The sequence below is a fragment of the Mesorhizobium sp. M7A.F.Ca.ET.027.03.2.1 genome, from assembly GCF_003999175.1.
In the GTDB taxonomy this organism is placed as follows: Bacteria; Pseudomonadota; Alphaproteobacteria; order Rhizobiales; family Rhizobiaceae; genus Mesorhizobium.
Map to the genome: position 1 here is coordinate 1 of NZ_RZOM01000048.1, position 12,564 is coordinate 12,564.

Consider the following 12,564-nt stretch of genomic DNA (forward strand, 5'->3'; position numbering starts at 1 on the left):
GCTTGTAGCAATTGAGCAGCGTCTCGCCGAGGATCGCCTGCAGCCCGGTGATCGGGATCGACAGGCCGACCTTGACGGTGTCGGCGGCGCGCAGGATCGACGGCGCGCCGACGATGGCGAAGGCGGCCGCGGCGCCGCCGGATTTCAAGACAGTTCTTCTGCTTATCATTGTTGTGTTCCCTTCCAGTCCCAGGCGCGCCCCATGCACGCCTTACAAGTCAACAAGCTCCCAGGCGCGCTTCAGGCGCGCTTCAGGCGCGCTCTATAGGGCCAACAGATCCTTCAGCAGGGTCTCGTCGGCGAAGGTCTCAGGCGCACCTTCGTGGACGATCCTGCCCTTCTCCATCACCAGGCAGCGGTCCGATGCCTTGAGAACGAGATCTAGATTCTGCTCGACAAGAATGATCGCGATGCCGCGCTCGCGGGCGATGCGCGGCACCAGTTCGGCGATCGACTGCACGATGTTCGGCTGGATGCCTTCCGAGGGTTCGTCGAGCAGCAGCACCGACGGCAGGCCGCATAGCGCGCGACCGATCGCCAGCATTTGCTGCTGGCCGCCCGAAAGCGTGCCGGCGACCTGCGCTTCGCGTTCGCGCAGGATCGGAAAATAGCCGAAGATGTCGGCCGGAATGCCGCCGTCGCCACGGTCCTTGGCGGCGCGGGTGCCGACTTCCAGGTTTTGCCGCACCGTCAGCTGGTTGAAGATCCCGCGCCCCTGCGGCACATGCGCGATGCCTGCGCGCGCACGGCGGAAAGCCGGCGCGTTGGTGAGATCCTTGTCTCCGAGAACTACTGCCCCGCCGCTTGCCCGCAAGCCGCCGGCGATGACGCGCAGCAGCGTCGTCTTGCCTGCGCCGTTGCGGCCAAGCAGGCCGACGACTTCGCCGGACGCGACACTGAGGTCGATGCCGTTCAGCACCGGGAGCAGGCCGTAGCCGGCCGAGACGGCAAGTGTCCGCAGCATGCTCAGCGCCTCCCCAGATAGACGTCGCGGACCATCTCGTCGGTCTCGATGTCGTGGAAAGGACCGCTGCGCAGTCGGCGTCCCTGGTGCAGCACCAATGTCTCGCAGTTCAGCGCCCGCACGAAGCGGATGTCGTGCTCGACGGCAACGATCGAGAACTCGCCCTTGAGCCGCAGCAGCATGTCGGCCGTCGCCAGCGTCTCCTGCGGCGTCATGCCGGCAGTGGGTTCATCGAGCAACAGCAGGCGCGGCTCTATGGCCAACGCCATCCCGATCTCCAGCCATTGCTTCTGGCCATGCGCGAGCTCGCCGGCCAGCGTGGCGGCACGGTTACCGAGCGCGACCAGTTCCAAGAGTTCACCAACCGGGCGCACTGGCGAAGGCGCGCCCCAGCGCGCGACCTTCAGATTGTCCTCCACCGAGAGGTTCGGGAAGACCGAGGGAATCTGGAATTTGCGGGCGATGCCGAGCCGGGCGATGCGATGCAGCGGCAATCCGGCGATGTCATGGCCGAGGAAGCGCACGCTGCCGCTGGTCGGACGCAGCGTGCCGGTCAGCACGTTGAGGAAAGTGCTCTTGCCAGCGCCGTTCGGCCCGATGATGCAGCAAAGCTCCTTGTCTCGTACGGTGAGGTTCAAAGCCTCCAGCGCCTGCAGTCCGCCAAAGCGGATACCGACATTTTCAGCCTGGAGCAGGATGTCGCTCATTGCGCGCGCCTCCTGCCCTTGAACAGGCCTTTCAGCCGCGCGTAGATCGACAGGATGCCATCCGGCAGGACGAAGACGATGATGACGAAGACACAGCCGAGGAGAAGGGGCCACAGGCTCGGGTTGAAGCTGCTGATCGTCTGCTGCGCGCGCTGAATGAAGATGGCGCCCAGTACTGGCCCAAGCAGCGTGCCGCGTCCGCCGACCGCCACCCAGACGATGACTTCCGTCGACAGAAGCAGCCCGGACAGATCGGGTGCCACCAGCCCGGCCATGCAGACATAGAGGGCGCCGGCAAGGCCGGCGATCGCCGCCGACAGGACGAAAGTGACAAGCAGCCGCAACGGCGCATTGTGGCCGAGCGCGGCCGCCCGGATTTCATTGTCTTCAATGGCGGTCAGCACTGTGCCCCAGCGGCCACGGCTGATCAACCAGAGCGCCAGCACCGTCATGGCGACGATGGCCGAGACGAAGATGTAGCTGGGCAGATCCTGGCTGAGATCGACGTGCAGCCCGCCAAGATCGAACTCGATCGGCGGGATGCCGATCAGGCCGCTGTCGCCGCCGGTAACCGAGCTCCAGGAGACCGCGGCCTGCTGGCAGATGACGCCCATGGCCAGCGTGACGATGGTGAAATAGCTGCCACGGATGCCGCCGAAGAACAGGAAGTAGCCGATGATGGCGGCGACGAAGGCCGCACCCGCCACCGCACCCATGATGCCGAGTAAGCTTCCAAAGGGGATGGCATCATTGAGTGTGACCAGCGCCATGATGTAGCCGCCGATGCCGAAAAAGGCGGCGTGGCCGAAACACAGGATTCCGGTGCGGCCCCAGAAGAAGTCGAGGCTCGCCGCGAACAGGCCGAAGATCAGCGCGTCGCGGATCACCGTCAGCTGATAGCCGCCGGCAAAGAACGGATAGATGATCGCGAGCGCCACGCAGGTGGCGAAGATCAGCAGCCAGTTGCGATCACGGGCGATCATCGCGACGCACCGTTAAACAGACCGTTGGGCCGCAGACGGACAGCGACGATGGCAGCCAGCAGCACGATCGCCTGCGCCAGCGACGGCGAGATCTGATAATTGAGGATGCTGGTCAGCCCGCCGACGAAGACGCTGCCGGCGACAAGGCCGCCAATCGAGCCGACGCCACCGACGATGACGACGAAGAAGGCGTTGGCGAGATAGTTCACCCCCATCTGCGGCAGCACGATCGCCAGTGGCGCGACCAGTCCGCCGGCAAGCCCGGCGATGGCCGCGCCAAAGGTGAAGGCAATGGCGTAGGTGCGCCGCGTGTTGATGCCGACGCCCTCGGCCATCTCGCGGTTCTGGATGACGGTTCGGATATCGAGGCCGAAGGGCGTCCGGCTGATCAGCAGGATGACGCCGAGCAAGGTCAGCATGGCGATGCCGATCAGGATCAGCCGGTAGGCCGGATAGACGGTGAAGACGAGATCGAGCGTGCCCTCGATCGGCGGCGTCACGGGCTTGGCGCCGAGGCCGAAGGTCAGTTCCAGCCCTTGCTGCAGGATCAGGCTGACACCCCAGGTGGCGAGAACGGTCGAGACAGGCCTGGAATAGAGATGGCGGATGATGGCGAATTCGAGGATGCAGCCGACCACCGCGCCGGCGATGGGCGCGGCGGCCAGGCCCAGCCAGAAAGAGCCGCCTATGCTCTGGACGAAATAGACAGCGAAGGCGCCGACGGTGACGAACTCGCCATGCGCCAAATTGGTGACGTTCATCAGGCCGAAGCTGATCGCCAGCCCGAGCCCGACCAGCATCAGGATGCTGATCAGCGTCAGAGCATTGAGCAGCGTGGTGATGAGAAAATCCATCGCGTCAGGCCGCGCTTGCGAGACGTTGGCGCAGGCCGGCGAGCAGCCCCTCCGCGGCATCGATCGCAGCAGCCTGGTGTGGCTGCAGATCCTGCCCAGCCCACTCGTCGATATGGTCCGACAGCGGATCGACCACTTCGGTACGGTGATTGGCCAGCGTCTCGATGACGGCATGGCCGCAGAACGGCACATAACCTTCGGAGTAGCCGCCCTCATGGGTCATGATCAGGCGTCCTTGCGATGTTTCCGCGGCCAACGCCACCATGCGCGCGGCGAGCCGCCTGAAGCATTCGCTGTTGAGCATCATGCGGCCGAGCGGATCAAAGCCTGACGCATCGAAGCCGGAAGCGACGATGACGAGGTCCGGTCTGTAGGCGCGCAGCGCAGGTGCGATGACGCGGTCGAAAGCCGCTTCATAGGCGCCGGTGCCGCTGCCCCCCGGCAGAGGTATGTTCATGTTGTAGCCTTTGCCGGCATCTTTCCCGTTGTCGGCCAGCGCACCGCGCCCGGTCGGGTAGAGATTGTCCTGATGCACGGAAATGGCCAGCACCGACGGGTCGGAATAGAACACCGTCTCGGTGCCGTTGCCGTGGTGCACATCCCAGTCGACTATCGCCGCGCGCCCGAGCAAACCTTCATGCTGTCCGGCGGACAGCAACGCCGATGTTGGAGAACAGGCAGTTGCCCATCGCCTGGTCGGGTTCGGCATGATGCCCCGGCGGCCGCGCCAACGCATAGGCATTGTCGACGCGGCCGGTCAGCACCGCGCGCATGGCGGCATAGGTGGTGCCGGCAGACAGCAGCGCGATGTCGAAGCTGTTGAGACCGATCGGCGCCTGTGGTCCGGCGAAACCGGAGCCACGCTCGCTGAGCATGCGGATATCGTCGACATGGCGTTGCGTGTGCACGCGCAGCAGGTCCTCGATCGAGACTGGCTCTGGGATGATCGGCACCAGATGACGCGACAGGCCACTGACCTGGATGAGGTTGTTCAGCCGGCGCTTCGAGCCGGGCGATTCCAGATGGCGGCCGGGTTCCACGAAACGGCCGGGCGGCATCATGTCGGCGCTGGGGCCGGTGTCGTGCCACATCAGCTGTTCGTGAAAAACGTAGCCTGTCGCCATCCGCAGCGTCCTCCGAAAACCAGGTGACGCTAGCAGGCTGACGATCATGTGGCCCGACCCGAAAGAGGGGTTGTGCCCGTTATTCTATACCCCTCCTTTCGGAGGGGGATGGGCGCCTGCTGACCCTTGCGCGGCGCGCACCGCCTGCACCCGGTTGGATACCGCAAGCTTGCCGAAAATGTTCTTCAGGTGCCATTTCACCGTGGTTTCGCTCACCGACAGCGCCAAGGCGATATCGCGATTGGACATGCCCTCAGTGAGATAGCGCAGCAGTTCGGCCTCGCGCTGGGTGAGCTGTTCCTTCTCAGCGGCTGGTGCGGCCAGCTTGCTTGTCGCGACAGGCATCGCCTGCGCGGCATCGATGATGCGCGTCGCATAGGCTGACAGCGCGGGATCGGTCTTCGCCTGAGCCGCACGCAGCCGCCTCAACCCTTCGACGACAGGCCTTCCCTCGTCGACGAAGGAACGGATGAAGCCTGACGGCTGGGCAAGACGTAGTGCTTCGAGGAGATAACGGTCCGCCACGCGTTGGTCATGGGTGGCGCTGACTGCCTTCGCGCGCAGGATCAGCGCGAGGATATGGCGGCGCATGCGCCCGCTGCTTTTCGTTCGCACCAACAATTCGTCGAAAATTCGGGCGGCCGCGGCATAGGATTTCTCGGCCGTCAGCAGGCGGCCCTCGGCGAAGAATTCGAACTCGTTGGCGGTGGTGATAACCATCGACGCCTCGGTCCCTTCTCCGCGATGCTCGGCCAGCAGCGCGCGCGCCTCGACATTGCGGCTCTGGTCGAGCAGCACGCGTATGCGGTCATGCACGATCATCGATGCCAGGCGGCGATACACCGTGCCGCGCACGCGTTGATAGACGCGCTCCAGCATATCCAATGCCGCTTCGGTGCGGCCCGTCAGCTGCAGCACGCGGGCATAGGTCGGCACGCTGGCCAGGGGATAGACGATGACCGCCGCGCCTTCGATCTGCGGTCCTAGATTCTCGACCAGCGTCAACGCCTCGCCCGACGCATTGGTCTCGTAGGCGAGTTCGGCAAGCAGCGTTCCGGCTAGGGCTTCGGCATAGGAGTTTGCACCGATCCGCGCCCTGGCCTCGATGATGGCGTTGCGCAGCAGCCGCTCTGCGGCGGGCAGGCGGCCCGCCGAACGCTCGATCACGGCCATGTAGCAATTGGCGATGGTGACGCCGAGCAGGCTGCCGCTTCGCTCGTGCGCCCGTCGTGCCGCGTCGATGGCGGCGCGGGCACCTTCGAGGTCGCCCAGCGCATAGAGGTTGTAGCCTATGACGTTGGCGGTCGCGCCCTCCATGAACCAGGCATCGGGCGCAATGACGCGCAGGGCCGCAAGGGCTGTGTCGCGCGCCTGATCGAACTGCTCCAGCGTGCTGTGCACGGCAGCGGCGAGGACCACGAGCTCGGCCTTTATCGTCGTGCCGGTCATGGTGCCCGGGTCACTGCCGTCGGCCGGTCCGGCCTCGACCAGCTTGCGCGCGTTGCTAAGCGTCTGCTGCGCAATCTCGGGTTGACTGCTGTGCACCGCCAGCCACAGCACGACGAGTTGCAGCCGGATGCGCTGGTCAATCAGCGTCCTCGGCAGCAGCGCAAGCAACTGACGCACATAGAGGAGCTAGCACTGGGCGATGAGGTCGAGCGCATTGTTCTCGACGAACACCGCCGCGCGGGCATGGTCGCCGGCGGCCAACGCGTGCCCGATCGCCTCTGTCAGCATCTTGCGCTCGCCGAACCATTCGGCGGCCGCCAGATGCAGCGGCGCGATCATCTCCGGTTCGCGCCGCTCCATTTCGCGGCTGAGGAAATCGCGGAACAGATGATGGTAGCGGAACCAGCGCCGTTCTTCGTCGAGCGGCACCAGGAACAGATTGCGCGTCTCGATCTCGGTAATCGCCGCCTCGGCATCGGCCGCCCGCATCACCGCTCGGCAGGCCTCGGCACTGAAGCGTTCGAAGATCGAACTGTAGAGCAGGAATTTTGCGATTGCCGGCGGCAGTTCCAGGAACACTTCGCCCATCAGGAAGTCGGCGACGTTTCGGTTGGCGCCGGTGAAGTTGCCGATGACGGTTTCGGGTGCATGTGCGGCACTCAGCGACAGCGAGGCCAGTTGCAGGCCGGCGGCCCATCCTTCGGTGCGCGAGCACAGGGTTTCCACCGCACCGCTGCTGACGCTCAAGCCGAGCTTGTCGTTGAAGAAGGCTTCCGCTTCTGACGAGGCGAAGCGCAGATCGTCCGGGCCGATTTCGAAGACGTCGCCAAGCACCCGGAGCTTGCCGAGCTGCAGGTCGGGCAGGCTGCGCGAGCCGATGACGAAGGCGACGTTTGCCGGCGCCTGCCGGGTCAGACGCTCCGTGAACCGCTTCACCGCCGGCGCCTCGACGGCGTGGTAATCGTCGAAGAACAGGGTGATGTCGGCCTGGCGCGCCGCCAGACCCGCCACAAGTGCCGAGAGCACGACATCGAGCTGGGGGATCGGGCTCGACTGGAAGGCGAGGTCGAGTTCCGCCGGACTCTGGACCAGTTGGCGCAGCGCGCCCACCAGATGCGACAGGAAGGCGCCCTCGTCATTGTCCGTCGCTTCGCAAGACAGCCAAGCGGTCAGCCGACCGTGGCGCGCGACTTCCGCGGCCCATTGCGCCATCGTCGTCGATTTACCAAAGCCGGCCGGCGCGGCGAACAGCACGATGCGCGTGTCGATATGGCGCTCCAGCGTCGACAGGATGGTCTCGCGGCGAACCCATCGGCGATGGTGCGGCGACGCTTGGCTGACGGATTGCGGGGCTGTTCTCATCTAGGTCCGCGCAACTTGTCGCTTTTCCGGGGAAAGCGCGGCTCCCTTGCCATTGCTCCACTCCGTTTCGATCAGCGGAATCTGCGGTGCGGCATCGCGCGGCAAGGTTCCCTTGATCCGGGGATCGTCGACGATCTCAAATCCGGTCGCGAACGGCACGAACCCGCAGGCACTGTAGAACCCGATGACACTGTGATGATCGAAGCTGCTTGTATGCAGCCAGATGCGGCTCGGGTTGAGACACCATGCGAGGTCCAGTGCCCCGGCCATCAGCCGTTTGCCGAAACCCCTGCCGGTCAGGGACGGGAACAGGCCAAAATAGATGATCTCGATCTCGCTGCTGTCGGCGACGAAGAATTCGACCATACCGAGATGGGCGCCGGTCTCGTCATGGCCGTAGTAGAGATGCTGGCGCGGGTCGGCGAAATGCTCGGTGATTTCGGCATCGGACATTTCGGAAACACGGTCCCAAAGCCAGGGCGCGCCGATCTCGAGGAAGATCGCCCGATAGGAAGCGCAGTCGGGCGTCGTGATCCGTGTCATGGCCAAGGGGTGCGCGAGATCGGGCTGCGGCGAGCGCGCCTCCATCCACGTCACCGCATTGGCAAGCTTGCCCGCCGGCAGGCGATGGTAGCCAATGGCGAGATCGGTGATTTCGGCCGGCATCGTGTCTTCGGTGATCAACGCATTCCCCGTCATGTCTTCCAGAGATAGCAGTATCGGCTTGCTGCATCCGATGCCAACTCCCCAAGACCATGGCAGCATCGAACGGCAAACCCTGGACTGAAAGTTTGGCGCGTATGCCTCTTGCATTTCACAGGAATGGCATATGAGATATGATACACCATTCAGAAGAAAGTGAAATATGATGCCTGAGCGGATTGCGGACGAGGCCATTCTGAGCGCGGTCGATGACGGCTTCGCGCGGCAGGTAGCGTTTCTGCAAGACCTCGTGCGTTTTCCTTCGCAGCGTGGCGAGGAACATGCCGCACAATCGTTCATGGCGGCTGCCTTTGAGGCTGACGGCTATGCCGTCGACATGTGGCGCGTCGATGTCGATGCGATTCGCGACCTGCCGGGTTTTTCACCCGTGGCAGTTTCTTATGACGACACCTTCAATGTCGTTGCCACGCATACGCCGCGAAACGCGACCGGCCGCTCGCTGATCCTCAACGGCCATATCGATGTCGTGCCGACCGGACCGTTCGACAGCTGGGTGCGCGATCCCTACGACCCGGTGATCGAGGACGGCTGGATGCATGGCCGTGGCGCCGGCGACATGAAGGCCGGCCTGTCCGCCTGCCTCTATGCGCTGGCCGCATTGCGCAGCCTTGGCTATCAGCCGGCCGCGAACGTGTATCTCCAGTCGGTGGTCGAGGAAGAATGCACCGGCAATGGCGCGCTTGCCTGCCTGCAGCGCGGCTACCGCGCCGACGCCGCCTTCATTCCCGAACCGCTGGAGCCGAGGCTGATGCGGGCGCAGGTCGGGCCGATCTGGTTCCGGGTCGAGGTCGACGGCGACCCGCAGCATGCGTCGGGTGCATTTTCGGCCGGGGCCAATGCCATCGAAAAGGCATTTGTCATCATCCAGGCGCTGAAGCAACTCGAAATCGTCTGGAACGCGCGCAAGGTCGACGACAAGCATTTCCATGATCACCCGCACCCGATCCGCTTCAATCTCGGCAAGATCGAAGGGGGCGAATGGACATCGAGCGTTCCGGCGCGATGTGTCTTCGAGATGCGCGTCGCCACCTATCCCGGCCAGAGGCTCGAAGACGCGAGAGCCGAGCTCGAGGCCTGTATCGCCGAAGCGGCGCGTGCCGATCCGTTCCTGGCCAATCGTCCGCCGAGCCTCACCTACAACGGCTTCATGGCCGAAGGCTATGTGCTGGAGGGTGCCGACGAGATGGAATCCGTGCTGCGCCGCAGCCATACCGCCGTCTGGGGCGAGCCGCTGACGGAACACGTCACCTCGGCGACGACGGATGCACGCTTCTTCGGCCTCTATGCCGACACGCCGGCGATCGTCTATGGCCCGATCTGCCGCATGCCGCATGGTTATGACGAGGCGGTCGATCTCGACTCGGTGCGCAAGGTCACCCAGACCATCGCGCTGTTCATCGCCGACTGGTGCGGGCTTGAACCTATCGAGGCTAAGCCATGAATGCGGCCGTCCCCGATGCGTTCGGCGAAACACTCGCCGAGGACGCGCCTGATGTTTCGGCGGCCGAAGCGCTTGCCATCCTGCGCCGGCACTACGGGCTGACCGGCACCGCGCGTCCGCTGCCTGGCGAACGCGACCACAATTTCCACATCCAGGCCGACGGCGAGCGTGAGTTCGTTCTAAAGATCTCCCATCCGGCGGAAGAGGCCGGCTTCACCGATTTCCAGAACAAGGCGCTCGACCACATCTTTGCAGTCGACCCCACCTTGCCGGTTCCCTCGGTGCGCAAAAGCCTTGAAGGCGAGCCGCAATTTGCGGCCAGTGTTGGTGGATCGGCGCCGCGAATCATCCGGCTGGTGACTTATCTGCCCGGTCAGCTGCTGTCGCGCTCGCCGACTTCGGAGGCGCAGGATCGCAATCTCGGCATCTTCCTCGCCCGCCTTGGCCGGGCGCTGCGCGGCTTCTTCCACCCGGCCGCCGGCAACGACCTGCTCTGGGACATCCGCAAGGTCGCCAAGACACGGCCAATGATGGCGCATATCAGTGATCCGAGCCGGCGGGCGATGGTCGAGCGCGCGATCGACTCCTTCGAGCAGCATGCGGCGCCGGTCATCCCCACCCTGCGCGCGCAGATCGTCCACAACGACATGAACTCCTACAATGTGGTGATGGACGCGTCGCGGCCGGAGATCGTCAGCGGCATCCTCGATTTCGGCGACATGATCCATTCGCCGCTGATCTGCGACCTCGCCATCGGCGCCGTTTATCGCTGGCCGGCGCAAGGTCATCCGCTTGCGCCGGCGGTGCGCTTTGTCGCCGGCTATCAGTCGGTGCAGCCATTGGAGGCCGAAGAGATCGGCATTCTCTTCAATCTGATCCGTGCCCGCCTTGCGCTCATCGTCAACATCGCCAGTTGGCAGGCCGAGCGTTTCCCGGCCAAACGCGACTACGTGCTGCGCCTCGCCACCGAGGTCTGGGCTTCGCTCGAAAAGCTTGATGGTCTGTCATCCACCGATGCCCGCCGCTATTTTCTCGACAATTCCAATCCGGAGTAAATGCTCGTGTCCCAGTCCTCGCCATATCCTTCAAATGCCGACGCGGCTGCATCGGAGCGCGCGCTGCTCGAGCGCCGCGCCAGGCTGCTCGGGCCGACTTACCGCGCCTTCTACCGCAATCCGATCCATCTGGTGCGTGGCAGCGGTGTGTGGCTCTACGATGCCCAGGGTCGCAGATTCCTCGACGCCTACAACAACGTCGCCTCGGTCGGACACTGCCATCCGCGTGTCGTCGAGGCGCTTTCGGGGCAGGCCGCCACGCTTAACACCCACACACGCTATCTCAGCGAGATCATCCTCGACTACGCGGAGAAACTTCTCGGCACCGTGCCGGCCCATCTCGGCCATGCCATGTTCACCTGCACCGGCAGCGAGGCCAACGACCTCGCCATCCGCATCGCCCAGCATTCCAGCGGCGGCACCGGGGTGATCATCACCGACTTTGCCTATCACGGCGCCACCATCGCGACGGCGCAGCTGTCGCCGGCGGCGGTCGGGGCAAAGGGCGTGCCCGCGCAGCACCGCACCGTGACAGCGCCGGACACGTTCCGCGACCATGGCCGGGCCGCACATGATTTCGCCAGAAATGTCGCTGCCGCCATCGAAGATATGCGCGCAAAGAATATCCGGCCGGCCGCATTGCTTCTCGACTCGGCCTTTTCCAGCGATGGCATCTTCTTTCCGGATGCGGCGGTAATGCGCGAGGCGGCCGACCATGTAAAAAAGGCCGGCGGCATCGTCATTGCCGATGAGGTCCAGTCTGGCTTCGGCCGGCTCGGCCAGGGCATGTGGGGCTTCGCGAATTACGGCGTCGAGCCCGACATCGTCACGATGGGCAAGCCGATCGGCGATGGGCACCCGATGGGTGCCGTGCTGGTGCGGCCGCAACTTGTCGCCTCCTTCGGCTCGAACACCGGTTACTTCAACACTTTTGGCGGCAATCCGGTCGCTGCCGCCGTCGCCCTCGCCGTTCTGGAGGTGATCGAAGGCGAAGGACTGATCGAGAATGCGCGCAATGTCGGCGCCTATACGGCTGAGCTGCTGCGCGCCCTGCAGAGCCGGCATGGCGCGGTCGCCGATATCAGGCACAACGGCCTCTATTTCGGTGTCGAGCTGACGGCGGACGGTGACGAGGCGCTGGCCGCCACCAAGACATCGGCGGTCGTCGAAGCCATGCGCGAGGACGGCGTGCTGATCTCGTCCTGCGGTCCGCGCGGCAATGTGCTGAAGATCAGGCCGCCACTGCCGTTTGCCAGGGACAATGCCGAGCAACTGGCCGAGACGCTCGATCGCGCTTTGTCGAACTGGTGATCGGAGCGGGCCGCGCATGCTGAAGCTCGAACATCAGACCCTGAATGACCGCGCCTATGGTGCGCTCAAGCAGGAATTGATTTCGGGTGGTTTCAGCCCGGGGCAGACGCTGGTTATACGCAAGCTCGCCGAGACGTTCGGCATCTCGACCACGCCAATCCGCGAGGCGCTGCAGCGGCTTGTCGCCGAGCGACTGCTCGAGATGCAGAACAACCGCTCGGTCATCGTGCCGTTGCTGTCCGCGCCTGCCTTCGAGGAACTGACGCGCATCCGTATCGCCGTCGAGGGACTGGCGGGCGAGATGGCGGCGACCAGGATGAGCGAAAGCGGGCTGGCTGACATACAGGCGACGCTCGCCGGCATGCAGCGTGCCATCGAGGCCGGCGACGCCAGGGCCTATCTCTCGTTGAACGAGGCGTTCCACTTCGCCATCTACCAGCATGCCGGCGCGCCGATCCTTTTGAACATGATCCGCGACCTCTGGGGGCGGGTTGGGCCTTATCTCAAGCTGCTGATGCAGGCCGATCGCTACATCCCGCACTCCAACGACGCGCATCGCAAGATCGTCGCCGCACTGGAGCAGCGCAGCGG

Annotated in this window: 14 protein-coding genes; 4 read left to right on the plus strand and 10 right to left on the minus strand. The window is 64.5% G+C overall.

Features of this window, described 5'->3' with window-relative positions; genetic code table 11:
• From EN750_RS04005 to EN750_RS04040, 10 genes are all read right to left on the minus strand, one after another.
• The coding region (locus EN750_RS04005; protein WP_189526038.1) for a twin-arginine translocation signal domain-containing protein at positions 1-169 on the minus strand (169 nt) is incomplete at its 3' end.
• 93 nt (positions 170-262) lie between these two features.
• Complete coding sequence (locus EN750_RS04010; RefSeq protein WP_127395693.1) at positions 263-964, minus strand: ABC transporter ATP-binding protein; 702 nt, start codon at positions 962-964, stop codon at positions 263-265.
• Between the two features lie 2 nt (positions 965-966).
• Positions 967-1,671, minus strand: coding sequence for an ATP-binding cassette domain-containing protein (locus tag EN750_RS04015; RefSeq protein WP_127395694.1), 705 nt, complete (start codon positions 1,669-1,671; stop codon positions 967-969).
• The gene (locus EN750_RS04020) at positions 1,668-2,654 is read right to left on the minus strand and encodes a branched-chain amino acid ABC transporter permease (RefSeq protein ID WP_127395695.1); all 987 of its coding nucleotides are present in this window, start codon (positions 2,652-2,654) and stop codon (positions 1,668-1,670) included. The genes EN750_RS04015 and EN750_RS04020 overlap by 4 nt, the downstream gene beginning before the upstream one ends.
• Positions 2,651-3,508 (minus strand): urea ABC transporter permease subunit UrtB, encoded by an 858-nt coding sequence (gene urtB / locus EN750_RS04025; protein ID WP_127320912.1) that lies wholly within the window; start codon positions 3,506-3,508, stop codon positions 2,651-2,653. Before urtB ends, EN750_RS04020 begins: the two co-directional genes overlap by 4 nt.
• A 4-nt stretch (positions 3,509-3,512) precedes the next feature.
• A complete protein-coding gene (locus EN750_RS41435; RefSeq protein ID WP_281062264.1) occupies positions 3,513-4,139 on the minus strand; it encodes a hypothetical protein in 627 nt (208 codons plus the stop codon).
• Positions 4,140-4,143: 4 nt separating this feature from the next.
• Positions 4,144-4,632 (minus strand): hypothetical protein, encoded by a 489-nt coding sequence (locus tag EN750_RS41440; protein WP_281062265.1) that lies wholly within the window; start codon positions 4,630-4,632, stop codon positions 4,144-4,146.
• An 84-nt stretch (positions 4,633-4,716) separates the two neighbouring features.
• Positions 4,717-6,258 carry a LuxR C-terminal-related transcriptional regulator gene (locus tag EN750_RS40425; RefSeq protein WP_245482606.1) on the minus strand — a complete coding sequence of 514 codons (1,542 nt, stop codon included), beginning with the start codon at positions 6,256-6,258 and terminating at the stop codon, positions 4,717-4,719.
• Positions 6,259-6,267: 9 nt separating this feature from the next.
• A complete protein-coding gene (locus EN750_RS40430; protein ID WP_245482608.1) occupies positions 6,268-7,443 on the minus strand; it encodes a hypothetical protein in 1,176 nt (391 codons plus the stop codon).
• Positions 7,444-8,142, minus strand: a complete 699-nt coding sequence (locus tag EN750_RS04040) for a GNAT family N-acetyltransferase (protein ID WP_127395696.1) — start codon at positions 8,140-8,142, stop codon at positions 7,444-7,446.
• Positions 8,143-8,311: 169 nt separating this feature from the next.
• On the opposite strand from EN750_RS04040, the gene EN750_RS04045 reads away from it, so the two are divergent.
• From EN750_RS04045 to EN750_RS04060, 4 genes are all read left to right on the plus strand, one after another.
• On the plus strand, positions 8,312-9,607 hold the full coding sequence (locus tag EN750_RS04045; RefSeq protein ID WP_189526040.1) for an ArgE/DapE family deacylase: 1,296 nt from the start codon (positions 8,312-8,314) through the stop codon (positions 9,605-9,607).
• Positions 9,604-10,662 (plus strand): phosphotransferase, encoded by a 1,059-nt coding sequence (locus EN750_RS04050; protein WP_127395698.1) that lies wholly within the window; start codon positions 9,604-9,606, stop codon positions 10,660-10,662. Before EN750_RS04045 ends, EN750_RS04050 begins: the two co-directional genes overlap by 4 nt.
• Positions 10,663-11,973, plus strand: a complete 1,311-nt coding sequence (locus EN750_RS04055) for an aspartate aminotransferase family protein (protein WP_189526042.1) — start codon at positions 10,663-10,665, stop codon at positions 11,971-11,973.
• A gap of 16 nt (positions 11,974-11,989) precedes the next feature.
• A partial coding sequence (locus EN750_RS04060) for a GntR family transcriptional regulator (protein WP_145967400.1) occupies positions 11,990-12,564 on the plus strand: 575 nt, incomplete at its 3' end.

Bases quoted from the DNA above. Each gene is read 5' to 3' on its own strand.
- EN750_RS04010 (WP_127395693.1), bottom strand. From the start codon at position 964: ATGCTGCGGACACTTGCCGTCTCGGCCGGCTACGGCCTGCTCCCGGTG.
- EN750_RS04015 (WP_127395694.1), bottom strand. From the start codon at position 1,671: ATGAGCGACATCCTGCTCCAGGCTGAAAATGTCGGTATCCGCTTTGGC.
- EN750_RS04020 (WP_127395695.1), bottom strand. From the start codon at position 2,654: ATGATCGCCCGTGATCGCAACTGGCTGCTGATCTTCGCCACCTGCGTG.
- urtB (WP_127320912.1), bottom strand. From the start codon at position 3,508: ATGGATTTTCTCATCACCACGCTGCTCAATGCTCTGACGCTGATCAGC.
- EN750_RS41440 (WP_281062265.1), bottom strand. From the start codon at position 4,632: ATGGCGACAGGCTACGTTTTTCACGAACAGCTGATGTGGCACGACACC.
- EN750_RS40430 (WP_245482608.1), bottom strand. From the start codon at position 7,443: ATGAGAACAGCCCCGCAATCCGTCAGCCAAGCGTCGCCGCACCATCGC.
- EN750_RS04040 (WP_127395696.1), bottom strand. From the start codon at position 8,142: ATGACGGGGAATGCGTTGATCACCGAAGACACGATGCCGGCCGAAATC.
- EN750_RS04045 (WP_189526040.1), top strand. From the start codon at position 8,312: ATGCCTGAGCGGATTGCGGACGAGGCCATTCTGAGCGCGGTCGATGAC.
- EN750_RS04050 (WP_127395698.1), top strand. From the start codon at position 9,604: ATGAATGCGGCCGTCCCCGATGCGTTCGGCGAAACACTCGCCGAGGAC.
- EN750_RS04055 (WP_189526042.1), top strand. From the start codon at position 10,663: ATGCTCGTGTCCCAGTCCTCGCCATATCCTTCAAATGCCGACGCGGCT.